Annotated in this window: 20 protein-coding genes; all 20 read left to right on the top strand. The window is 68.9% G+C overall.

Translation table 11 applies throughout. From position 1 onward, the window contains the following. Nucleotides 1-90: 90 nt before the first annotated feature. Nucleotides 91-1,362, top strand: a complete 1,272-nt coding sequence (locus tag MOQ72_RS06390; protein WP_242181144.1) for a CitMHS family transporter — start codon at nt 91-93, stop codon at nt 1,360-1,362. Further along, nucleotides 1,362-2,669 (top strand): acyclic terpene utilization AtuA family protein, encoded by a 1,308-nt coding sequence (locus MOQ72_RS06395; RefSeq protein ID WP_242181145.1) that lies wholly within the window; start codon nt 1,362-1,364, stop codon nt 2,667-2,669. The genes MOQ72_RS06390 and MOQ72_RS06395 overlap by 1 nt, the downstream gene beginning before the upstream one ends. Beyond that, nucleotides 2,656-2,985 carry an AtuA-related protein gene (locus MOQ72_RS06400; RefSeq protein ID WP_242181146.1) on the top strand — a complete coding sequence of 110 codons (330 nt, stop codon included), beginning with the start codon at nt 2,656-2,658 and terminating at the stop codon, nt 2,983-2,985. The genes MOQ72_RS06395 and MOQ72_RS06400 overlap by 14 nt, the downstream gene beginning before the upstream one ends. 21 nt (nt 2,986-3,006) lie before the next feature. Beyond that, the gene (locus MOQ72_RS06405) at nt 3,007-3,402 is read left to right on the top strand and encodes a type II toxin-antitoxin system Phd/YefM family antitoxin (protein WP_242181147.1); all 396 of its coding nucleotides are present in this window, start codon (nt 3,007-3,009) and stop codon (nt 3,400-3,402) included. 351 nt (nt 3,403-3,753) lie between these two features. Continuing rightward, on the top strand, nt 3,754-5,052 hold the full coding sequence (locus MOQ72_RS06410) for a geranylgeranyl reductase family protein (protein ID WP_242181148.1): 1,299 nt from the start codon (nt 3,754-3,756) through the stop codon (nt 5,050-5,052). Between the two features lie 114 nt (nt 5,053-5,166). Continuing rightward, on the top strand, nt 5,167-5,577 hold the full coding sequence (locus tag MOQ72_RS06415) for an NADH-quinone oxidoreductase subunit A (protein WP_242181149.1): 411 nt from the start codon (nt 5,167-5,169) through the stop codon (nt 5,575-5,577). A 53-nt stretch (nt 5,578-5,630) separates the two neighbouring features. Beyond that, nucleotides 5,631-6,305, top strand: a complete 675-nt coding sequence (locus tag MOQ72_RS06420) for a NuoB/complex I 20 kDa subunit family protein (protein ID WP_242181150.1) — start codon at nt 5,631-5,633, stop codon at nt 6,303-6,305. 6 nt (nt 6,306-6,311) lie between these two features. Continuing rightward, nucleotides 6,312-7,031, top strand: coding sequence for an NADH-quinone oxidoreductase subunit C (locus MOQ72_RS06425; protein ID WP_242181151.1), 720 nt, complete (start codon nt 6,312-6,314; stop codon nt 7,029-7,031). A 52-nt stretch (nt 7,032-7,083) separates the two neighbouring features. After that, nucleotides 7,084-8,427 (top strand): NADH-quinone oxidoreductase subunit D, encoded by a 1,344-nt coding sequence (locus tag MOQ72_RS06430; protein ID WP_242181152.1) that lies wholly within the window; start codon nt 7,084-7,086, stop codon nt 8,425-8,427. Next, a complete protein-coding gene (gene nuoE / locus MOQ72_RS06435) occupies nt 8,424-9,185 on the top strand; it encodes an NADH-quinone oxidoreductase subunit NuoE (RefSeq protein ID WP_242181153.1) in 762 nt (253 codons plus the stop codon). The genes MOQ72_RS06430 and nuoE overlap by 4 nt, the downstream gene beginning before the upstream one ends. Before the next feature lie 8 nt (nt 9,186-9,193). After that, complete coding sequence (gene nuoF / locus MOQ72_RS06440) at nt 9,194-10,492, top strand: NADH-quinone oxidoreductase subunit NuoF (RefSeq protein ID WP_242181154.1); 1,299 nt, start codon at nt 9,194-9,196, stop codon at nt 10,490-10,492. Continuing rightward, complete coding sequence (locus MOQ72_RS06445) at nt 10,489-13,026, top strand: NADH-quinone oxidoreductase subunit G (protein WP_242181155.1); 2,538 nt, start codon at nt 10,489-10,491, stop codon at nt 13,024-13,026. The genes nuoF and MOQ72_RS06445 overlap by 4 nt, the downstream gene beginning before the upstream one ends. After that, complete coding sequence (nuoH, locus tag MOQ72_RS06450) at nt 13,023-14,327, top strand: NADH-quinone oxidoreductase subunit NuoH (RefSeq protein ID WP_242181156.1); 1,305 nt, start codon at nt 13,023-13,025, stop codon at nt 14,325-14,327. The genes MOQ72_RS06445 and nuoH overlap by 4 nt, the downstream gene beginning before the upstream one ends. After that, nucleotides 14,314-14,880: an NADH-quinone oxidoreductase subunit NuoI gene (nuoI, locus tag MOQ72_RS06455; protein WP_242181157.1), complete on the top strand. Its 567-nt coding sequence runs from the start codon at nt 14,314-14,316 to the stop codon at nt 14,878-14,880. Before nuoH ends, nuoI begins: the two co-directional genes overlap by 14 nt. Then, nucleotides 14,877-15,824: an NADH-quinone oxidoreductase subunit J gene (locus MOQ72_RS06460; protein WP_242181158.1), complete on the top strand. Its 948-nt coding sequence runs from the start codon at nt 14,877-14,879 to the stop codon at nt 15,822-15,824. The genes nuoI and MOQ72_RS06460 overlap by 4 nt, the downstream gene beginning before the upstream one ends. Next, a complete protein-coding gene (gene nuoK, locus MOQ72_RS06465; RefSeq protein ID WP_242181159.1) occupies nt 15,821-16,120 on the top strand; it encodes an NADH-quinone oxidoreductase subunit NuoK in 300 nt (99 codons plus the stop codon). The genes MOQ72_RS06460 and nuoK overlap by 4 nt, the downstream gene beginning before the upstream one ends. A 20-nt stretch (nt 16,121-16,140) precedes the next feature. Further along, nucleotides 16,141-18,144 carry an NADH-quinone oxidoreductase subunit L gene (gene nuoL / locus MOQ72_RS06470; RefSeq protein WP_242181160.1) on the top strand — a complete coding sequence of 668 codons (2,004 nt, stop codon included), beginning with the start codon at nt 16,141-16,143 and terminating at the stop codon, nt 18,142-18,144. Nucleotides 18,145-18,205: 61 nt separating this feature from the next. Beyond that, complete coding sequence (locus MOQ72_RS06475) at nt 18,206-19,783, top strand: NADH-quinone oxidoreductase subunit M (RefSeq protein WP_242181161.1); 1,578 nt, start codon at nt 18,206-18,208, stop codon at nt 19,781-19,783. 20 nt (nt 19,784-19,803) lie between these two features. Further along, nucleotides 19,804-21,345, top strand: a complete 1,542-nt coding sequence (nuoN, locus tag MOQ72_RS06480) for an NADH-quinone oxidoreductase subunit NuoN (protein ID WP_242181324.1) — start codon at nt 19,804-19,806, stop codon at nt 21,343-21,345. A 46-nt stretch (nt 21,346-21,391) separates the two neighbouring features. Next, nucleotides 21,392-22,420, top strand: a complete 1,029-nt coding sequence (locus tag MOQ72_RS06485; protein ID WP_308197851.1) for a polyprenyl synthetase family protein — start codon at nt 21,392-21,394, stop codon at nt 22,418-22,420. Nucleotides 22,421-22,575 lie beyond the last annotated feature (155 nt).

A 22,575-nucleotide genomic window follows, 5' to 3' on the forward strand; every position in this document is an offset into this window, starting at 1 on the left:
GCCCACAACGCATTAATCTATCGGTAACTTTTGCTTGACGCGCATGAGCGATTCAGATCACAGTACCTCCGATCGATTCGGAGGTCCCGCATGCTCGCCGCGAGTGGATTCCTGACCGTCGGGGTTTTCCTGGCCCTGGTGCTGTCCCGTCGGGCTTCGGTGCTGTTCGCACTCACCCTGGTGCCGATCGCGGCCGCGCTGGCCAGCGGTTTCGGCAGCAAACTCGGCTCGCTGATCGCCGACGGGCTGGTCACCGTCGCACCGGTGGCCATCATGATCACCTTCGCGGTGCTCTACTTCAGCCTGATGATCGACGCCGGGCTCTTCGACCCGGCGGTGACTCGCGTGCTGCGCTGGGCCAAGGGTGATCCGCTGAAGATCACCGTGGGCACCGCGCTGCTGACGCTGCTGGTCGCCTTGGACGGCGACGGTGCTTCGACCTTCCTCATCACGGTGTCCGCGCTGCTGCCCATCTACCAGCGGCTCGGCATGCGGCGCATCGTGCTCGCCGGGGTGATCTGCCTCGGTGCGGGCGTGATGAACATGGTGCCCTGGGGCGGTCCGACGGCCCGCGCGATGGCCGCGTTGAAGCTGGACAGCGGCCAGTTGTTCGTTCCGGTGCTGCCCGCGATGGTGGCCGGGATCCTCTGGGTGCTGCTCGCCGCCTACCTGATCGGCCGCGCGGAGCGGAAGCGTCTCGGCGTCATCGACGTGGCAGTCGCGGATCGCGCTCCGCTGACCGGTGCCGAAAAGGTGCGGTTCTGGATCAACGCGGTGCTGACCCTGGCGCTCGTGGGCTGCCTGCTCGCGCAGCTCGCCGATCTGGAAGTGCTGTTCCTGCTGGCATTCCTGGTGGCGCTGCTGGTCAACCGGCCGTCCTGGCAGGGCCAGCAGGAGCTGCTGACCAAGCACGCCTACAACGTCGTCTTGGTCGCCGTGGTGATCTTCGCGGCTGGCGTGTTCACCGGCATCCTCACCGGCACCGGGATGATCAAGGCGATGGCCGAGAGCCTGGTCTCGATCATCCCGGACTCGGCCGCCGGGCTGCTGCCGGTGGCCACCGCGATCACCAGCATGCCCTTCAGCCTGGTGTTCACCCCGGACGCCTACTACTACGGAGTGGTCCCGGTGCTGGCCGAGACCACCGCCGCGCTCGGCGGCGACCCGGCGGCCATCGGACGGGCTGCCATCCTCGGCCAGATGACCACCGGTTTCCCGCTCAGCCCGCTGACCGCCTCGACGTTCATCCTGCTCGGGATGAGCGGCGTGGACCTCGGCGACCACCAGCGGTTCATCTTCAAGTGGGCGTTCGGCACCACCCTCGTGATGACCGTCGTCGCGCTGGCCACGGGGGTGCTGTGATGCGCATCGGCAGCGGGGCGGGCTTCGCCGGTGATCGGATCGAACCGGCAGTGGACCTCGCGGCGCGGGCCGGGCTGGACGATCTGGTGCTGGAATGCCTGGCGGAACGCACCATCGCGCTCGGTCAGCAGCGACGGCTGCGCGACCCGGCGCTGGGCTACGACCCGCGCCTGCGCGCGCGGTTCGAGCGGCTGTTACCGGTCGCCACCGAGCACGGCGTCCGGCTCGTGACGAACATGGGCGCGGCCAATCCCCTCGCGGCCGGGGCGGTCACCCGCGATCTGCTGGTGGAACTGGGGCTGCGCGGCAAGATCGCGGTCGTCACGGGAGACGACGTTCTGGACCGGCTCGATTTGCGACTTCCCGCGCTGGAGGACGGGATCGCGCTCGCCGAGCACGGCGAGGTGGTCTCGGCGAACGCCTACCTCGGGGCTGATGCGCTGCTACCGGCGCTGGACACCGGGGCGAACGTGGTGCTCAGCGGTCGAGTCGCGGACCCGTCGCTGTTCGTCGCGCCGCTGGCGCACCGGTTCGGCTGGGAGCTGGATGACTGGCCGCGAGTCGCGGCCGGAACGCTGGTCGGGCACGTCCTGGAGTGCGCCGGGCAGGTCACCGGCGGGTACTTCGCCGACCCCGGTGTGCAGGACGTGCCGAACCTGGCCGAGCTGGGGTTCCCGTTCGCGGACGTCGAGCCCGACGGGGCTGCGGTCGTCGGCAAGCTGGCGGGCAGCGGAGGCGTCGTCTCCACTGCGACCGTGCGGGAGCAGTTGCTCTACGAGGTCACCGATCCGACCGGCTACCGCACGCCCGATGTCGTGCTGGATTTCCGCGCTGTGCAAGCGGAACGGGTCGGCGACGACCGGGTTCGGATCAGCGGCGCGGCCGGGCGTGCGCGCCCGGCGGAGCTGAAGGTGAGCGTCGGCTACCGCGCCGGGTACCGGGCCGAGTGCGGGATCAGCTACGCCGGGCCGAACGCCGCGCGGCGAGCGCGGTTGGCGGCCGACGTCGTCACCACCAGGTTGCGCGGGACCGGACTGCGCATCCGCGCCGATGTGCTTGGTGCGCTCGGGGATTCCGGCGAGCCGACGGATGAGTGCAGGCTGCGGGTGGCCGCGATGGCACCGGACCCGGAGTCCGCGGACGTGGTGTGCCACGAGGTCGAAGCCCTCTACACCAACGGACCCGCGGGCGGCGGCGGAGTCCGCACCGATGTCCGCGAGGTGATCGGGATCGTCTCGGCGTTCCTGCCCCGAGCGGACGTCGAATTCCGCGTGACCGTGTTGGAGGCCGACGGTGCTGCTGCATGACATCGCCCACTGCCGGGCCGGGGACAAGGGCGACACCTCGACGCTGTCGCTGTTCCCGCACCGCGACGAGGACTTCGCCCTGCTGGTCCGCGAGGTCACGGCCGACCGGGTCCGCGAACACCTCGCCGACCACATCCGAGGCGAGGTGTTGCGCTACGAACTGCCGAACCTCTGCGCCCTGCAATTCGTCTGCCGCCAAGCCCTGGACGGCGGCGTGACGACATCCCTAGCGCTGGACACCCACGGCAAAACCCTCAGCTCCCGCCTCCTGTCGATGTCCATCCGCCTCCCGCCAGGCGTGGCGAACCCGACTTGACCAGCGGAATCAGATGATCCAATGCGGGAGATAACGGCGACCGAAGCCGGGCGGAACTTCTCGGCCCTGCTCGACGAGGCCGAACGTGGCGAGACGATCGTGGTGACTCGCGGCGGCGTGCGGGTCGCGACGTTTTCCCCCGCGTGGCGTTCCAACGGGGCAGCGCTGCTGGAAGTGTTCCGGCGCTGGCGTGAGTCGGGTGTGGCGGATGACGACTTCGCCTCCCGAGTGGCGGACGTTCGCGAAGCCGTTGACGAAGATCTGGATGTCGATCCGTGGAACGACTGCCGCATGGTCGGCCCGCATTGTCGAGTCCAGGCTGATTCGCTGCTCGACCACATGCGCCGAGATGAGCAGCGACGGCGTGCCGCCGCTGATGAACTCACGGCCCTCACGCAGGAAATGCGGCTGTACTGAGCGACCTTGTCGTCGTCCAAGACGCCAATGTCCTTTACCTGCGCTGGTTGACCGCCAGCCTCACCAGACGCCGCCTGTTCGACCGTTTCGGGGTCCTTATCGGTTATGCGACGGCGGTGCGGTCTGGCGTTGGTTTTCGGCTGGGAGGGGCACGCGGTTGCTCCGGAAGGCCCAGTTGGGGGCTTTCACCTGCGGTGTTGGTCACTCGGGTGGCGTAGCTGCGGGGCTCGATCGCGCGGTTCGTCCGGCTTAGACTCATGAGTTAGTGAACTCGTTCACAAGCGGGTTCCCGGGGCGGTCCACCGGGTCAGGTCGGGTCGCGCCGTGCGATGCACGAGCTCGAGGAGTGTCATGACCAGCGCCACCAGCCGCCGCCGACCGGACGACGACGCCGATGTGATCGTCGTCGGAGCCGGTCCGGCCGGATCGACGGCTGCGACGTACCTGGCCCGCGCGGGGCTGGACGTCCTGCTTCTGGAGAAGAGCGTCTTCCCCCGGGAGAAGGTCTGCGGCGACGGCATCACCCCGAGAGGCGTCAAGCAGCTCATCGACCTGGGCATCGACACCCGCGAGGAGGCGGGCTGGCTGCACAACCGGGGCCTGCGGGTCGTCGGTGGCGGCGTGCGCCTGGAGCTGGACTGGCCGAGCCTGGCCGCCTTCCCGCCCTACGGCGTGGTCCGACCGCGCAACGACTTCGACGACCTGCTGGCCCGCAACGCGCAGCGGGCCGGGGCACGGCTGCAGGAGCAGACCACGGTGTCCGCCGCGGTCACCGACGAGCGCACCGGCCGGATCACCGGCGTCGAGGCCAAGACCGGTCCGGACCGCACGCCGGTGCGCTACCGGGCGCCGCTGGTGCTGGCCTGCGACGGGGTTTCGGCGCGGTTGGCGCTGTCGGTGGGCATCGAGAAGCGCGACGACCGGCCGATGGGCGTCGCGGTGCGCCGGTACTACACCAGCCCGCGCACCAAGGACGACTTCCTGGAGTCGCACCTGGAGCTGTGGGACCGCTCGAACCCCGACCAGCCCAATCTGCTGCCGGGCTACGGCTGGATCTTCGGGATGGGGGACGGGACCGTCAACGTCGGTCTCGGCATCCTGTCCACCTCCAGCGCCTACGGCAAGACCGATTACCGCCAACTGCTGCGGTCCTGGCTCGACGGCACCCCGGAGGAGTGGGGGTTCCGGGAGCACAGCGCCACGGGCCGGATCGGCGGCGCGGCGCTGCCGATGGGCTTCAACCGGATGCCGCACTACCGCAACGGCCTGCTGCTCGTCGGCGACGCGGGCGGCATGGTCAACCCGTTCAACGGCGAGGGCATCGCCTACGCCATGGAATCCGCGGCGTTGGCGGCGCAATGCGTGGTGCACGCGTTGGCTCGTCCGGCGGGGCTGTCGCGGGAGCAGGCGCTGCGCCGGTACCCGACGGCGGTGCAGCAGGCACTCGGCGGCTACTTCCGGATGGGCAACATCTTCAGCAAGTTGATTGGCAATCCCGCCGTCATGCGGATGGCCACCAAGCACGGTCTACCGAGGACCACTCTGATGCGTTTCGTGTTGAAGCTGTTGGCAAATCTCTACGACGAGAAGGGTGGGGACGCGATGGACCGTGTGATCAGTGCCACTACTCGGCTGACACCTAGCGCCTGATGCTACGAGTCTGGTCAGATGTCCCGAGCAATGTGCGAGAACTCATAAAGTTAGGTTCGCCTCACTACGGAGTCGATACTTTCGACCGCATAGAGTGCGCAGCCGAAGCCGTAGATGTGTTCTGCGTCTCGGCGGGGGCCGTCGAAGGAGGGCAGCGGAGTGCTCGATCCCTACATCCCGCTGGTGCTGATGTTCGCGCTGGCGCTCGCGTTCGCGGTGTTCTCCGTCGCGATCGCGCCCCTGGTCGGACCCCGCCGGTACAACAAGGCGAAGCTCGATGCCTACGAATGCGGTATCGAGCCGTCGCCGCAGCCGGTCATCGGCGGCGGCCGGATGCCGGTCGCCTACTACCTGACCGCGATGTTGTTCATCTTGTTTGACATCGAAATGGTCTTCCTCTACCCGTTCGCGGTCTCGGCGGACGCCCTCGGCCTGTTCGGCGTGGTCGAGATCGTGCTGTTCATCGCAACTGTCGGGTTCGCCTACGTCTACGTGTGGCGACGCGGCGGCCTGGACTGGAACTAGGGCGTCGGCGACTAACGGACTAGCCGCAGCGACGCGGGAAGGAGTGCCGGGGTATGGGGCTTGAGGAGCAGTTGCCTAACGGCATCCTGTTGGCCAACGTGGAAAAGCTCGTCAACTGGACCCGGAAGACGTCGATGTGGCCCGCGACGTTCGGGTTGGCCTGCTGCGCGATCGAGATGATGACCGTCGGCGGTTCCCGCTACGACATCGCCCGCTTCGGCATGGAGCGGTTCTCCGCTACCCCGCGCCAGGCCGACCTGATGATCGTCGCCGGGCGGGTGACCAACAAGATGGCGCCGGTGCTGCGGCAGATCTACGACCAGATGCCCGAACCGCGCTGGGTGCTGGCGATGGGCGTGTGCGCCTCCAGCGGCGGCATGTTCAACAACTACGCGGTGGTGCAGGGCGTGGACCACGTCGTGCCGGTGGACATGTACCTGCCGGGTTGTCCGCCGCGACCGGAGATGTTGCTGGACGCGATCCTCAAGCTGCACGCCAAGATCATGGACGAGCCGATCAACGCCAAGCGGGCACAGCTGAAGCTGGAGAGCGGCGAGCGCACCCCGATGATCCCGTCCTCCGAGCGGTACGCGCCGAAGAACTGGGCGCAGCGGCGGCGGGCCGAGAAGCAGCAGGCCAAGCAGCGCCGCGAAATGGGTTCCGATCCGTCGTTGGGGGCGTTGGACGCAGCGCCGAAGCGTCCCCGCGAGCTCAAAGCGGGCAGGTGAGTTCCGTTGGCAGACGAAGAGTTCACGCAGCAGTCCGGAGCGGTCGAGGCGGCCCGGCAGGAGCCCGCGCCGGTTTCCGGTCGGGCCCGCCAGGGCATGTTCGGGGTGCGCGGCACCGGTGACACTTCCGGCTACGGCGGCCTGCGGCTCCCGGCCTACGTGCCGCCCGCGGCGGAACGGCCCTACGGCGGTTGGTTCGACGAGGTCGCCGACAGCCTCTTCGAGGCGCTGCGGGAGAAGGGCCTGCCCGCCGACACCGTGCAGCAGGTGGCAGTCGACCGCGGCGAGATCACCTTCTACGTGCGCCGGGATCACCTGCTGGAGGTCTGCCGGACGCTGCGGGACGACCCGGCGCTGCGCTTCGAGCTGTGCAGCTCGGTGTCCGGTGTGGACTACGGGCCGGAGGTGCCGCAGCGGCTGCACTCGGTCTACCACCTGACATCGATGACGTACCGGCGCCGGATCCGGGTCGAAGTCGCGTTGGAGATCGACGATCCGCACGTGCCGTCGGTCGTTGCGGTCTACCCGACCGCGGACTTCCAGGAGCGCGAGACCTGGGACATGTTCGGCATCGTCTACGACGGGCACCCGGCGCTGACCCGGATCCTGATGCCCGACGACTGGGACGGCCACCCGCAGCGCAAGGACTACCCGCTCGGCGGGATCCCGGTGGAGTACAAGGGCGCCGAGATCCCACCGCCCGACCAGCGCAGGGCGTACTCGTGATGAGCGCGCGGCGGACCGGGCAACGGCAGCACACCGTGGAGAGGTGCTGGAGATGACTACCGAACCATTGGCCGACACCGGTTTCGGCGACCCGTACACCGCGGAGTCGCGGGAGACCACCGAGGGCCGGATCTTCACCGTCACCGGCGGCGACTGGGACGAGTTCATCGATGAGACCGCCGGTGAGGAACGGGTCGTCATCAACCTCGGCCCGCAGCACCCGTCCACGCACGGCGTGCTGCGACTGGTGCTGGAGTTGGAGGGCGAGACGGTCACCAAGGCCCGTTCGGTGATCGGCTACCTGCACACCGGCATCGAGAAGAACACCGAGTACCGCACCTGGACGCAGGGCGTCACGTTCGTGACGCGGATGGACTACCTGGCCCCGCTGCACAACGAGGCCGCCTACTGCATGGCGGTGGAGAAGCTGCTGGGCATCGAGGCGCCGAAGCGGGCCCAGACGTTCCGGGTGCTGCTGATGGAGCTCAACCGGATCTCCTCGCACCTGGTGTTCCTGGCCACCGGCGCGATGGAGCTGGGCGCCACCACCGGCATGACCTACGGCTTCCGCGAGCGCGAAGAGGTCCTGCACCTGCTGGAGTTCCTGACCGGGCTGCGGATGAACCACGCGTTCATCCGACCCGGCGGCGTCGCCCAGGACCTCCCGGTGGACTACCGGGAGAAGATCCTGAACTTCGTCAAGGTGATGGACAAGCGGCTGCCGGACTACGACAAGCTGTTCACCGGCCAGCCGATCTGGAAGCAGCGCCTGAAGGACGTCGGCTACCTGCCGCTGGACGGCGCCCTGCAGCTCGGTGTCACCGGCCCGCTGCTGCGCGCCGCCGGACTGGCCTGGGACCTGCGCAAGATCCAGCCGTACTGCGGTTACGAGGAGTACGACTTCGAGGTCCCCACCAGCACCGACGCCGACTGCTACGCCCGGTACTGGCTGCGGCTGGAGGAGATCCACCAGTCGTTGAAGATCATCCGGCAGTGCGTGGAGAAGTTCGAGCCCGGCCCGCACATGGTGGAAGACGCCAAGGTCGCCTGGCCCGCGAAGCTGAGCATCGGCCCGGACGGCATGGGCAACTCGTTGGAGCACGTCCGCAAGATCATGGGTCAGTCGATGGAGTCGCTGATCCACCACTTCAAGCTGGTGACCGAGGGCTTCGACGTGCCGCCGGGCCAGGTGTACGTGCCGATCGAGTCGCCGCGGGGGGAACTCGGCTACCACGTGGTCTCCGACGGCGGCACCCGGCCGATGCGGGTGCACGTGCGGGAACCCAGTTTCGTGAACCTGCAGGCGATGCCCGCGATGTGCGAAGGCGGACTGGTGGCCGACGTGATCGCGTCGGTCGCCTCCATCGACCCGGTGATGGGCGGGGTGGATCGATGACCGAGCAGTTCGAGTTCACCGAGAACGAGGGAAAGGTCGTGCACGGCACTGCTGACACCTCGGTGTTCGGTGAAGAGGTGCGCGCCGACGCGAAGCAGATCGTCGCGCGGTACCCGGAGTCCCGGTCGGCGCTGCTGCCGATGCTGCACCTCGTGCAGTCCGTGCAGGGGTACGTCAGCACCGCGGGCATCGAGTTCTGCGCCGAGCAGTTGGCACTGTCCACCGCGGAGGTCAGCGCGGTCGCGACGTTCTACACCATGTACAAGCGCAAGCCCTGCGGGCAGCACCTGGTGAGCGTCTGCACCAACACGATGTGCGCGGCGCTCGGCGGCGACTCGATCTACCGGAAGCTCAGCGAGCACCTGGGAGTCGGGCACGACGAGACCGCTGGCACACCGGGCGAAACGGGCTCGATCACCCTGGAACACGCCGAGTGCCTGGCGGCCTGCGACCTCGCGCCGGTGTTGCAGGTCAACTACGAGTACTACGACAACCAGTCGCCCGAGACGGCGCTGGAACTCGTGAAGGCGTTGCAGCGCGGGGAGAAACCGGCACCGACGCGTGGTCCGGAGCTGTCCGACTTCCGCGGCGCCGAGCGCCAGCTGGCGGGCTTCTTCGACGACCTGGAGTCCACTGTGGCTGGACCTTCGGCGGCGGTCGAAACGCTGCGCGGCGCACAGTTGGCCCACGAGCGCGGCTGGACCGCGCCGAGCATGCCCGACGACGTGGCACTGCCGCCGCTGCCGGAGAAGAAGTGAGGGTGGCCATGACCGAACCCAGCACCAGCCCGGTGACCCCGGTACTGACCAAGCGGTGGCTGTCGCCGAACTCCTGGACGCTGCGCACCTACGAGCAGCTGGAGGGCTACACCGCGCTGCGCAAGGCCCTGAAAGCGCACCCCGACCAGCTCATCGAACTGGTCAAGGCCTCCGGGCTGCGCGGTCGCGGTGGTGCCGGGTTCCCGGCCGGGGTCAAGTGGAGCTTCATGCCCAAGGACCCGGTCAAGCCGCACTACCTGGTCATCAACGCCGACGAGGGCGAACCGGGAACCTGCAAGGACATCCCGCTGATGATGGCCGACCCGCACTCGCTGATCGAGGGCTGCGTCATCGCCAGCTACGCGATGCGCGCCAACCACTGCATGATCTACGTGCGCGGTGAGGCGCTGCACCCGATCCGGCGGCTGAACAACGCGGTCCGCGAGGCGTACCAGGCCGGTTACCTGGGCAAGAACATCCTTGATTCCGGTTTCGACCTGGACATCGTGGTGCACGCGGGCGCGGGCGCCTACATCTGCGGCGAGGAGACCGCGCTGCTCGACTCGCTGGAGGGCAAGCGCGGGCAGCCGCGGTTGAAGCCGCCGTTCCCGGCCGCCGCCGGGCTCTACGCCTGCCCCACCACGGTGAACAACGTCGAGACGATCGCCTCGGTGCCGTTCATCGTCAACGGTGGCGCCGACTGGTTCCGCACGATGGGCAGCGAGAAGTCGCCCGGCCCGAAGATCTACTCGATCTCCGGGCACGTCGAGCGCCCCGGCCAGTACGAGGCGCCGCTGGGCACCACGCTGCGCGAGCTGCTGGAGCTGGCGGGCGGCATGAAGGACGGCATCCCGCTGAAGTTCTGGACGCCGGGCGGGTCGTCGACCCCGCTGTTCACCGCCGAGCACCTGGACGTGCCGCTGGACTTCGAGGGCGCGGCCGAGGCCGGGTCGATGCTGGGCACCACCGCGGTGATGGTGTTCAACGAGACGGTTTCGGTGCCGTGGGCCGTGATGAAGTGGACCCAGTTCTACGAGCACGAGTCCTGCGGCAAGTGCACGCCCTGCCGGGAAGGCACCTACTGGCTGGCGCAGGTGCTGGAGCGGATGGTCGACGGGCACGGCACCGAGGAGGACATCGACACCCTCCTGGACGTCTGCGACAACATCTTCGGCCGCTCGTTCTGCGCCCTCGGCGACGGCGCGGTCAGCCCGATCACCAGCGGTATCAAGTACTTCCGCGAGGAATTCCTCGCGTTGTGTGAACGCAACAAGGCGGAATCCGCACTCGTAGGAGCGGCCCGATGACGGTGGCACCAGAAGCAGAGACCCGTCCGCTGCCGGAGGGTTACGTCCGCCTGACCATCGACGGCATCGAGGTGGACGCGCCCAAGGGCGAGCTGTTGATCCGCACCGCCGAGCGGATGGGCATCACCATCCCGCGGTTCTGCGACCACCCGCTGCTGGACCCGGCCGGGGCCTGTCGGCAGTGCTTGGTCGATGTCGAGATGGGCGGGCGGCCGATGCCCAAGCCGCAGGCGTCCTGCACCATGACCGTCGCCGACGGCATGGTGGTCCGGACGCAGCGGACCTCGCCGGTGGCGGACAAGGCGCAGCAGGGCGTGATGGAACTGCTGCTGATCAACCACCCGCTGGACTGCCCGATCTGCGACAAGGGCGGCGAATGCCCGCTGCAGAACCAGGCGTTGAAGCACGGCCGCGCCGAATCGCGCTTCCACGACACGAAGCGGACCTTCGCCAAGCCGGTGCCGATCTCCTCGCAGGTGCTGCTGGACCGGGAACGGTGCGTGCTGTGCCAGCGCTGCACCCGGTTCTCCAAGCAGATCGCCGGGGACCCGTTCATCGAGCTGTTGGAGCGCGGGGCGTTGCAGCAGATCGGCATCGGCGAGCAGAAGCCGTTCCAGTCGTACTTCTCCGGCAACACCATCCAGATCTGCCCGGTCGGGGCGCTGACCAGCGCGGCCTACCGGTTCCGGTCCCGGCCGTTCGACCTGGTGTCCACGCCCGGCCAGTGCGAGCACTGCGCATCCGGCTGCGAGATCCGCAACGACTGGCGGCGCGGCAAGGTGATGCGCCGGTTGGCCGGGGACGACCCGGAGGTCAACGAGGAGTGGATCTGCGACAAGGGCCGGTTCGCCTTCCGCTACGCCACCGCGGACGACCGGATCACCCGGCCGCTGGTCCGGGAGAACGGCGAACTCCGCCCGGCGTCGTGGACCGAGGCGCTGCAGGTCGCCGCGAACGGGCTCGCCGAGGCTCGCGACGCGGGTGGTGTCGGGGTGCTGCCGGGCGGTCGGTTGACCGTCGAAGATGCTTACGCCTACTCGAAGTTCGCCCGAGTCGCGTTGCGCACCAACGACATCGACTACCGGGCGCGGGCGCACTCCGCCGAGGAGCTCCGGTTCCTGGAGTCCACTGTGGTGGGTGTGACGCCCGCAACCGGGGTGACCTACCGGGACTTCGAGTCCGCGCCAGCGGTGCTGTGCGTGGCGTTCGAGCCGGAAGAGGAATCGCCGATCGTCTTCCTGCGGCTGCGGAAGGCCGCCCGCAAGCACCAGACGAAGGTCTTCCACCTCGGCGCGTGGTCCTCGCCGGGCGTGGAGAAGACCACGGTCATCGTGCACGACGGCGGCCCGGTGCGCACCGGATCGCTGGTGCCGTGCGTGCCCGGTGGTGAGGGTGCCGCGCTGCGCAGCCTTCCGTCCGAAGTGGACGACGGGTTGCGGCAGGCCGGATCGGTCATCGTCGTCGGTGAGCGCGCCGCGGAGATTCCGGGGCTGTACTCGGAAGTGCTGCGCACCGCCGAGCGGACCGGTGCTCGGGTCGCCTGGATTCCGCGGCGGGCCGGGGAACGCGGCGCGATCGAAGTCGGCGCCCTGCCGACGCTGCTGCCCGGCGGTCGTCCGGTGGCGGATGCGGCCGCCCGTGCCGAACTTGAGCGGCAGTGGGGACTGGAATCCGGTGCCCTGCCCGCGACTTCCGGCCGCGACCTCACCGGAATCCTCACCGCGGCGGCCACCGGGGAACTCGCCGGGCTGGTCGTCGGTGGCGTCGACCCGAACGACCTGCCTGACCCGGCGCTGGCCGCGCGGGCGCTGCAACGCGCGGACTTCGTGGTCAGCCTGGAGCTGCGCCCCAGCGCGGTCACCGAGCACGCCGACGTGGTGCTGCCCATCGCGCCGAGCGTGGAGAAGTCCGGTAGCTACCTGAACTGGGAAGGCCGTCGCCGCGAGTTCCGCACCACCATCGAGGGCACCGGTGCCCTGCCGGACTGCCGGGTGCTCGACACCCTCGCGGTGGAGTTGGACGCGGACCTGTTCACCCAGACACCGGCCGCCGCAGCCGCCGAACTCGACCGCGTCGGACCGCACGTCGGCGCTCGGCTGCCCGCCCCGGACCAACCGGCGGCGCAGGCGCCGAGCCCCGGCCAGGGGCAGGCCGTGCTGGCGACTTGGCGGCAACTGCTCGACAACGGGTCGATGCAAGCCGACGAGCCGAACCTGGCGGGCACCGCCCGGCGAACCGTCGCGGTGCTCGCACCGCGCACCGCGCAGCGGATCGGGCTCGGCCCCGCGCAGCTCGTCGAGGTCCGCACCGCCAAGGGCGCGGTCGTGCTCGCCGCGGAACTCGCCGAGATGCCCGACGACGTCGTGTGGCTGCCCGCTGACTCCGGGTCGTCGAAGGTGCACCGGACGCTGGGCGTCGGCCACGGCGCGCTCGTCGACATCGCCGCGACGACTCCGTTGCCGACTGCCTTCGGCAATGGCCAAGCGCCCGCCGCTGACGGCGGTGCGTCCCACCTCGACGGGGGGAGAGCATGACCAGAACCGCGGAACTGCTCGCCGACGATCCGCTCTGGCTGATCGCGCTGAAGGTCGTGGTGATCTTCGTCTTCCTGGTCGTCATGACACTGCTGACGATCTGGGCGGAGCGCCGGGTGATCGGCAGGATGCAGCACCGGCCGGGCCCCAACCGGGCGGGTCCGTTCGGGATCCTGCAGTCGCTGGCCGATGGTCTGAAGCTGGCGTTCAAAGAGGACATCCGGCCGGTGCTGGCCGACAAGTGGGTGTACTTCCTGGCCCCGGTGATCTCGGCAACCCCCGCGCTGGTGTCGTTCGCGGTGATCCCGATCGGCCCCGAGGTCACCATCTTCGGCGAGCGCACCGCGCTGCAACTGGTCGACCTGCCGGTCGGCTTGCTGGTCGTGCTGGCCTGCGCCTCGATCGGGGTGTACGGCATCGTGCTGGCCGGTTGGGCTTCCGGCTCGCCGTACCCGCTGCTCGGTTCGCTGCGCTCGGCCGCCCAGGTCATCTCCTACGAGATCGCGATGGGCCTGTCGTTCGTCGCGGTGATCATGTACGCGGGCACGCTGTCCACCTCGGGCATCGTCGAAGCGCAGGCGGACGGCTGGTTCTTCCTGCTGCTGCCGTTCAGCTTCGCCGTCTACGTGGTGTCCATGGTCGGGGAGACCAACCGCGCGCCGTTCGACCTGCCGGAAGCGGAGTCGGAACTGGTCGGCGGTTTCCACACCGAGTACTCGTCGCTGAAGTTCGCGCTGTTCTTCCTCGCCGAGTACATCAACATGGTCACCGTCTCGGCCTTGGCGACCACGCTGTTCCTCGGCGGCTGGCACGCCCCGTGGCCGCTGTCGCTGATCGGCGACGGGGTGCTCAACACCGGCTGGTGGCCGGTGCTGTGGTTCCTCGGCAAGACGTTGGCGTTCCTGTTCTTCTTCATCTGGCTGCGCGGCACGCTGCCCCGCCTGCGCTACGACCAGTTCATGAACCTCGGCTGGAAGCTCCTGGTCCCGCTGAGCCTGGTGTGGATCATCGCGGTGACCGTGATTCGCGCGCTGCGCAACGAGGAGACGGTGACCTCGCAGCAGTTCCTCATCGGCGGCGGCATCGTCATCGCGGTCCTGCTGGTGGCCACGTTCCTGATCCCGGACCGCAAACCGGCCAAGGACACCGACGAGGTTCCGCTGGCTGGCAGCGGCTACCCGATTCCGCCGCTGGATCTGGAAGTCCCCAAGACCCCGCCGCGTCGCACCCCGGCGCGCAGCGGTGCCGCGGGCGAGGTCGCGGGCCCGCAAGGCGAGGAGGCGCCTCATGGGAATGTTTGATCCGATCAAGGGCTTCGGCGTCACCTTCGCCACGATGTTCAAGAAGGTCGTCACCGAGGAGTACCCGGAGGTCAAGAAGATCCCGGCGCCCCGGTTCCACGGCCGCCACCAGCTCAACCGGCATCCGGACGGGCTGGAGAAGTGCGTGGGCTGCGAGCTGTGCGCGTGGGCGTGCCCGGCCGATGCGATCTTCGTGGAGGGCGGGAACAACACCGAGGAAGCCCGCTACTCGCCCGGTGAGCGCTACGGCAAGGACTACCAGATCAACTACCTGCGCTGCATCGGCTGCGGGCTGTGCATCGAGGCGTGCCCGACGCGGGCGCTCACGATGACCAACGAGTACGAAACCGCCGACGACAACCGCCAGGACCTGATCTACACCAAGGCGGACATGCTGGCGCCGCTGCTGCCCGGTATGGAGCAGCCGCCGCACCCGATGCGGCTGGGCGACGACGAGCAGGACTACTACGTGCGTGGTCCCGAACTCGCCCGGCAGCGCGGGGTTCCGGCCGAGCAGACGGTCGAGTCCGGGCACGAGGAGGCCGGGAGATGACCTTCGAAGCGGCGCAGTTCCTCGCGCAGGCCCCGAGCGGGGTAGTCGGCACCGGTGAGGCGGTGGCCTTCTGGGTGCTGGGTCCGCTCGCGCTGGTCGGCGCGCTGGGCATGGTCTTCGCGCGCAACGCGGTGCATTCCGCGCTGTGGCTGGTGTTGACGATGCTCTGCCTCGGCGTGCTCTACATGGCGCAGAGCGCCCCGTTCCTGGGGTTCACCCAGATCATCGTCTACACCGGCGCGATCATGATGCTGTTCCTGTTCGTGCTGATGATGGTCGGCCGGGACTCCTCGGACTCGGTGGTGGAGGTGCTGCGCGGCCAGCGGTTGTGGGCCGGGATCGGCGGCATCGGCCTGGCGGCCCTGTTGGTGTCCGGGCTGGCGCGGGCGCTCACCTCGGTGCAGCCCGCCGCGCCGCTGGACCCGTGGACACCGGCTGGCGGTGGCGCGGGCGGACTCGGTCGGTTGATCTTCACCGACTACCTGTTCCCGTTCGAGCTGACCTCCGCGCTGCTGATCACCGCCGCGGTGGGCGCGATGGTGCTGGCCTACGGCGGCAAGGGCCGCGGCCCGCGGTTGAGCCAGAAGGAACGGGCCAACGCCCGCTTCCGCGGTGCCCGCCCGTCACCGCTGCCCGGTCCCGGCGTGTACGCCACGGCGAACTCGGTGGCCGTGCCCGCGCTGCTGCCGGACGGCTCGGTGGCTCCGGAGTCGCTGTCCGAGCTGTTGGAGAACCTGCCCGCGGACCAGTTCAGCGAGGAGCGACGGGCCGTCGCGGGTGCTGAGCCTGGGCCCGATCCGCATGCCCTGACCGGCGAGCATCCCGAGCCGGAGCCCGAACCGCAGAGTCCGGACTTCCCGCCGCACGCCGGTGGGAACGGTGTGCACCGCAACGGCACCGGCCAGGAGTCCGGGCACGTCTCCTCCGAGGAGGTCCGGCAGTGACCCCCACGTACTACCTGCTGCTGTCGGCGTTGCTGTTCAGCATCGGTGCCATCGGCGTGCTGGTGCGGCGCAACGCGATCGTGGTGTTCATGTGCATCGAGCTGATGCTCAACGCGGTCAACCTGACGCTGGTGACCTTCGCCCGCATCGAGGGTTCGGTGCACGGGCAGGTCATGGCCTTCTTCGTGATGGTGGTCGCGGCGGCCGAGGTGGTGGTCGGTCTGGCCATCATCATGTCGATCTTCCGGACGCGTCGCTCGGCCTCGGTCGATGACGCCAACCTGCTGAAGTACTGAGAGGGCGCGTGGTGACGGCAATGACTCCTACCGGGGCCTTCCTCGCCGGGGACACCCCGGACGTGATCAGCGCGGCCGGAGCGGTCCAGCAGAACGCCTGGCTGCTGGTCGCGTTCCCAGCGCTTGGCGCGTTGGTCCTGCTCGTCGCCGGGCGCCGGGCCAACGGCTGGGGGCACATCCTCGGCTGCGCCACGGTGATCGCGTCCTTCGTCTACGGCGTGCTGCTGTTCAGCTCCATCGCCGGGCTTCCCGAGAGCGCTCAGGTGCGGGAGCTCCAGCTGTTCTCCTGGATCCCGGTCAACGCCCTGCAGGTCGACTTCGGGCTGCGACTGGACCCGCTGTCCATGGTGTTCGTGCTGCTGATCACCGGTGTGGGCTCGCTGATCCACATCTACTCGATCGGCTACATGGCGCACGACCAGGAAGGCCGCACCGGACGGGACAACACCGAGCGCCGCCGGTTCTTCGGCTACCTCAACCTGTTCGTGGCCGCGATGCTGGTCCTGGTGCTGGGCAACAGCTTCGTGACGCTGTACCTGGGTTGGGAAGGCGTCGGCCTGGCCTCGTACCTGCTGATCGGCTTCTGGCAGAGCCGACCGTCGGCGGCCGCGGCGGCGACCAAGGCGTTCGTGATGAACCGGGTCGGCGACATCGGCCTAGCGCTGGCGATCTTCCTGCTGTTCGCGAACCTCGGCACCACGCAGTACAGCGAGGTCTTCGCCCGCGCCGGAGAGCTCTCCCCGGGCGTGCTGCTGGCGATCACCTTGCTGCTGTTGCTGGGTGCCTGCGGCAAGTCCGGCCAGGTGCCGCTGCAGGCGTGGTTGCCGGACGCGATGGAGGGCCCGACCCCGGTGTCCGCGCTCATCCACGCCGCGACGATGGTCACCGCTGGCGTGTACCTGGTCGCGCGGTCCAACCCGCTGTTCACGCTCTCGCCCGGCGGGCAGTTGGCGGTCACCATCGTCGGCGCGGTGACGCTGCTGGTCGGCTGCATCATCGGGTGCGCCTACGACGACATCAAGAAGGTGCTGGCGTACTCCACGGTCAGCCAGATCGGCTACATGATGCTCGCCGTCGGGCTAGGCCCGGCCGGGTACGCGCTGGGAATCATGCACCTGCTCACCCACGGTTTCTTCAAGGCCGGGCTGTTCCTCGGTGCCGGGTCGGTGATGCACGGCATGAACGACGAGGTCGACATGCGCAAGTTCGGCGGCCTCTACCGGTTCATGCCGATCACCTTCGCCACCTTCGGGCTGGGTTACCTGGCGCTGATCGGATTCCCGTTCCTGTCCGGGTACTACTCGAAGGACGCGATCATCGAGGCGGCGTTCGGCCAGGACGGCTGGCGCGGCTGGGTCTTCGGCGGTGCGGCCATGCTGGGCGCTGGGATCACCGCGTTCTACATGACCCGCTTGGTGCTGATGACGTTCTTCGGCGCGAAGCGCTGGGAGAACCTGAAGGCCAGCAACGGCAAGGACTTCCACCCGCACGAGTCGCCCGCGGTGATGACCGCGCCGATGATCCTGCTGGCCGTCGGTTCGGTCGCGGCGGGCATGTTCTTCGCCGGTGGCGATCGGCTGGTCGGGTTCCTGGCGCCGTCGCTGGGCGAGTTGCAGGAGGCCGAGCACACCGCGATCCCGCACGCCATGATCCCGGTGCTCACCGTGGCGATCTCCGCGCTGGGCGCGCTGATCGCCTGGCTGGTGGTCGGGCGCAAGCCGGTGCCGGTGGAGCGTCCGGTGCGGGTGTCGCCGATCGTCCGCGCGGCGCGGGCGGACCTGGGCGGCAACGCGCTGAACAACCTGCTGGCGGTGCGGCCGACGTTCGGCCTGTCCCGCGGTCTGGTCACCGTGGACGACAAGGCCGTCGACGGCACGGTCAACGGCATCGTCGGGTTCCTGGGCTTCAGCTCCGGGCGGTTGCGCCGCTTGCAGACCGGTTTCGTCCGGTCCTACGCCCTGTCCATGCTCTTCGGCGGCATCGTGGTGATCGCCGCCCTACTGGCGGTGGGGATCCCGACATGACAACGCACCCAGCCCCCATTTCTGCCCACGCGGCTTCGGGTGAGCTCCGGGAGGAGATCCGATGACCCTGCTCGTCGCACTGATCCTGCTGCCGATCGTCGGGTCGGTGGTGGTGGCGTTGCTGCGCGGCCACGCGGCGGCGGCCAAGTGGACCGCGCTCGGATTCTCCTTGGTGGAGCTGGTGATCGCGATCGCCGCGTGGGTCGCCTACGACCCGACCGGGCCGCGGTTGCAGCTGACCAGCTCGGTGGAGTGGATCCCGGCCTTCGACATCCGCCTCTCGCTCGGCGTGGACGGCATCGCGCTGGTGATGGTCGCGGTGATCGCGCTGCTCACCCCGCTGGTGCTCGGCTACAGCTGGGGCGAGCGGCTGCCCGCCGGTCGCACCCACGGCGGCTTCTTCTCGCTGCTGCTGCTGGAACAGGCCCTGACGGTGGCGGTGTTCGCCGCGACCGACGTGTTCCTGTTCTACGTGCTCTTCGAGATCATGCTGATCCCGATGTACTTCCTCATCGGTGGCTACGGCGGCGAGAACCGCACCTACGCGGCGGTGAAGTTCTTCCTGTACTCCTTCCTTGGCGGCCTGATCATGCTGGCCTCGGCGATCGGCGCGTACGTCTACTGCGCGCAGGTCACCGGCCGGGGCACGTTCGACTGGGCCACGCTGGTGCCGGTGCTCTCCGACGCCCCGACCAGCGTGCAGGTGTGGCTGTTCCTCGGGTTCTTCACCGCGTTCGCCATCAAGGCCCCGCTGATCCCGTTCCACACCTGGCTGCCGGATGCCGCGCAGCAGGCGCCGATCGGCGTCGCGGTGATCGTGGTCGGCGTGCTCGACAAGGTCGGCACCTTCGGCTTCCTGCGCTACAGCCTGCCGCTGACGCCGCAGGCGTCGCAGCTGCTCGCCCCGCTGGTGCTGGTGCTCGCGGTGCTCGGCGTGCTCTACGGCTCGTTGCAGGCGTTCGGGCAGACCGACTTCAAGCGCTTCATCGCCTACGTGTCGATCGCGCACTTCGGCTTCATCGCGCTCGGCGTGTTCGCGTTCACCTCGCAGGCGCAGGTCGGCGCGGTGTCGTACATGATCAACCACAGCATCGCGACCGGCATGCTGATCCTGGTGATCGGCATGGTGATCAGCCGCGGCGGCTCCACCCGGATCGCCGACTACGGCGGCATGGCGAAGGTGACGCCGCTGCTGGCGGGCACGCTGCTGATCGCCGGGCTGAGCACCCTGTCGCTGCCCGGCACGAACTCGTTCATCAGCGAGTTCCTGGTGCTCATCGGCGCTTTCGAGACCCGGCCGGTGTACGCCGCGCTGGCCACCGTCGGCATGGTCCTGGCGGCCGTCTACGTGCTGTGGATGTACCAGCGGACGATGCAGGGCCCGGTGCGCGGCGACGCGCTGCTGGGCACCGCGGGCGGGCCGGGCGCGGTGACCGACCCGAACCGGTCGGGTGCGCACCGGCTGCGGGTGGCCGACCTGGGCGCCCGCGAGATCGTGGTGCTGGCCCCGCTGATCGTGCTGGTGCTCGCGTTGGGTTTCTACCCGAAACCGGTGTTGGACGTGATCAACCCGTCGGTCGCGGCAACCATGAGCGAGGTCGGCGTCACCGACCCCGTGACCTCGCAGGGAGGTAACTGACAGTGCGTGTTCAGACGCAGCTGCCGTCCGTCGAGATCCCGCCGATCGACTACGCGGCCATCGCTCCGGTCCTGGTGATCCTCGGCGCGGCCTGCCTGGCGATCCTCGTCGAGGCGTTCCTGCCGCGACACCAGCGCTGGTCGGTGCAGGTCGGGTTGAGCCTGGTGGCGATCGTGGTCGCCGGGGTGTCGCTGGCGATGTACGCCCGCCAGGGCGGCACCGGGGTCACGACGCTGGCCGACACCCTGGCGATCGACCCGCCCACCCTGTTCCTGTGGGGCACCCTGCTCGCGCTCGGGCTGGCGGCGATCCTGCTGATCGCGGACCGCTCGGTGGAGCCGGGTGGCGCGTTCGTCGCGGAGTCGCGGGCAGCCGACGGGCCGGGCGCGATGAGCCGCGCGGCCGCTTCCGTCGCGGGGATGCGCACCGAGGTCTTCCCGCTCGCCCTGTTCTCGCTCGGCGGGATGATGGTGTTCTGCGCGGCGAACGACCTGCTGACCATGTTCATCGCGCTGGAGGTGCTGAGCCTGCCGCTCTACCTGATGTGCGGGTTGGCCAAGCGGCGTCGCCTGCTGTCGCAGGAATCGGCGGTCAAGTACTTCCTGCTCGGCGCGTTCGCCTCGGCGTTCTTCCTGTACGGCCTGGCCCTGCTCTACGGCTACTCGGGCTCGGTGAAGCTGCAGGCGATCGCGGACGCCACGGCCGGTTCGGAGCGCTCCGACACGCTGCTGTTCGCCGGGCTGGGCCTGCTGCTGGTCGGCCTGCTGTTCAAGGCGTCGGTCGGCCCGTTCCACACCTGGACCCCGGACGTCTACCAGGGCGCGCCTACCGCGGTGACCGGTTTCATGGCCGCCTGCACCAAGGTCGCCGCGTTCGGCGGGATCCTGCGGGTGCTGCAGGTCGCGTTCCAGGCGTCCAGCTGGGAGTGGCGCGGTGTGCTGTGGGCGGTCGCGATCGCCTCGATGGTCATCGGCGTGGTGCTCGGCCTGACCCAGCGCGACATCAAGCGGATGATCGCCTACTCGTCCGTCGCGCACGCCGGGTTCATGCTGATCGGATCGCTGGCGCTGACCGGCAGCGGGCTGTCCGGCACGCTTTTCTACCTGCTGGCCTACGGTTTCACCACGATCGCTGTGTTCGGCGTGATCAGCCTGGTGCGCCGGGCCGATGGTGAGGCAACTCACCTGTCGGACTGGGCCGGGCTGGCCAAGCGCTCCCCGCTGGTCGCCGGGGTGTTCACCTTCCTGATGTTCGCCCTCGCCGGTATCCCGCTGACGAGCGGATTCGTCGGCAAGTTCGTGGTCTTCGAGGCCGCGTTGGCCGACGGCATGGCCCCGCTGGTGGTGATCGCCCTGGTGGCCAGTGCGGTTGCCGCGTTCTTCTACCTCCGTGTCATCGTGTTGATGTACTTCAACGAACCGGCCGCCGACGGCCCCACCGTCAGCGTGCCGGGTGCGTTCACGACAGCCGCGATCACGCTCGGTGTGGTCGTCACGCTGTTGCTGGGCGTGCTGCCGACTTTGGCGCTGGACTGGGCGAACGTCGGCGGCTTCGTGTCGTAGAGTGCTCGCCCGTAGGGCGATTCGGGGGAGCGAAGGCGACGGTGACGTGAGCAGGCCAGCGGGTGACCCGATCAGTGAGCTGAGCAGGGACGGATCGGGCGGGATCTACATCGCCGACGAGGCGTTGGCCGATTCGGTGCGGCAGGGCATGGCCCGGGTGGAGCGGCTGCTGCACGAGTCGGTGCAGAGCGAGTTCGAGTTCGCCACCCGCACCTCGCTGCACCTGGTGGAGGCCGGTGGCAAGCGGTTCCGGCCGCTGTTCACGCTGCTGGCGGCCCAGTTCGGCGACCCGGCGGCGGAAGAGGTGATCAAGTCCGCGGCTGTGATCGAGATGATCCACCTCGCCACGCTCTACCACGACGACGTCATGGACGAGGCGACCATGCGGCGCGGCGCGACCAGCGCCAACGCCCGCTGGGACAACTCGGTGGCGATCCTCACCGGGGACTTCCTGTTCGCCCAGGCTTCGCGGCTGATCGCCGACCTCGGCGCCCAGGCGGTCCGGCAGATGGCTGGCACCTTCGAGGCGCTGGTCACCGGGCAGATGCGGGAAACCGTCGGAGTCCCCGGTGACGAGGACGCCATCGAGTTCTACCTCAAGGTGATCTACGAGAAGACCGGTTCGCTGATCGCCACCGCCGGGCAGTTCGGCGCGTGGTTCTCCGGCGCCGACGAGGCGCACGTGCGCGCGCTGGAGCGGATCGGCCGGATCCTCGGCACCGCTTTCCAGATCTCCGACGACATCATCGACATCGCCTCCCCGGCCAACGAGTCCGGCAAGACGCCGGGCACCGACCTCCGGGAAGGCGTGCGGACGTTGCCGATGCTGTACGCGCTGGCCGATGCGGGCGCCGACCCGCGGCTGCGCGAACTGCTGGCCCGGCCGCTGACCTCGGACGCCGAGGTCGACGAGGCCCTGGAACTGCTGCGCGCCTCGGACGGACTCACGAGAACCCGCGCCACCCTGGACGAATACGCCGACGACGCGCGCAAGGAACTCGCATCGCTGCCGGACATCCCGGCCCGCGAAGCGCTGTCGACGCTGTTCGACTACGTGGTGGCGCGGACCCGCTGAGCCGGTCCCGGCTGGTCCGGTGGGAGGTGAAGAGCAACCTCGAAGCACCCGCCGTCGTTGAACAACTGACAAATCCAACAGTGCTCGTGTGTCCGGAAAGTTGCGCTACAGCCACCCACATGTGTCACGAGCCGGTCAAGTTGGGCCTTGAGCCA

The organism is Saccharopolyspora soli, from assembly GCF_022678645.1.
Taxonomy (GTDB): Bacteria; Actinomycetota; Actinomycetes; order Mycobacteriales; family Pseudonocardiaceae; genus Saccharopolyspora; species Saccharopolyspora soli.

Bases quoted from the DNA above. Each gene is read 5' to 3' on its own strand.
- MOQ72_RS06405 (WP_242181147.1), top strand. From the start codon at position 3,007: ATGCGGGAGATAACGGCGACCGAAGCCGGGCGGAACTTCTCGGCCCTG.
- MOQ72_RS06415 (WP_242181149.1), top strand. From the start codon at position 5,167: ATGTGTTCTGCGTCTCGGCGGGGGCCGTCGAAGGAGGGCAGCGGAGTG.
- MOQ72_RS06445 (WP_242181155.1), top strand. From the start codon at position 10,489: ATGACGGTGGCACCAGAAGCAGAGACCCGTCCGCTGCCGGAGGGTTAC.
- nuoI (WP_242181157.1), top strand. From the start codon at position 14,314: ATGGGAATGTTTGATCCGATCAAGGGCTTCGGCGTCACCTTCGCCACG.
- nuoE (WP_242181153.1), top strand. From the start codon at position 8,424: ATGACCGAGCAGTTCGAGTTCACCGAGAACGAGGGAAAGGTCGTGCAC.
- nuoL (WP_242181160.1), top strand. From the start codon at position 16,141: ATGACTCCTACCGGGGCCTTCCTCGCCGGGGACACCCCGGACGTGATC.
- nuoH (WP_242181156.1), top strand. From the start codon at position 13,023: ATGACCAGAACCGCGGAACTGCTCGCCGACGATCCGCTCTGGCTGATC.
- MOQ72_RS06420 (WP_242181150.1), top strand. From the start codon at position 5,631: ATGGGGCTTGAGGAGCAGTTGCCTAACGGCATCCTGTTGGCCAACGTG.
- MOQ72_RS06390 (WP_242181144.1), top strand. From the start codon at position 91: ATGCTCGCCGCGAGTGGATTCCTGACCGTCGGGGTTTTCCTGGCCCTG.
- nuoF (WP_242181154.1), top strand. From the start codon at position 9,194: ATGACCGAACCCAGCACCAGCCCGGTGACCCCGGTACTGACCAAGCGG.
- MOQ72_RS06475 (WP_242181161.1), top strand. From the start codon at position 18,206: ATGACCCTGCTCGTCGCACTGATCCTGCTGCCGATCGTCGGGTCGGTG.
- MOQ72_RS06410 (WP_242181148.1), top strand. From the start codon at position 3,754: ATGACCAGCGCCACCAGCCGCCGCCGACCGGACGACGACGCCGATGTG.
- MOQ72_RS06395 (WP_242181145.1), top strand. From the start codon at position 1,362: ATGCGCATCGGCAGCGGGGCGGGCTTCGCCGGTGATCGGATCGAACCG.
- MOQ72_RS06430 (WP_242181152.1), top strand. From the start codon at position 7,084: ATGACTACCGAACCATTGGCCGACACCGGTTTCGGCGACCCGTACACC.
- MOQ72_RS06460 (WP_242181158.1), top strand. From the start codon at position 14,877: ATGACCTTCGAAGCGGCGCAGTTCCTCGCGCAGGCCCCGAGCGGGGTA.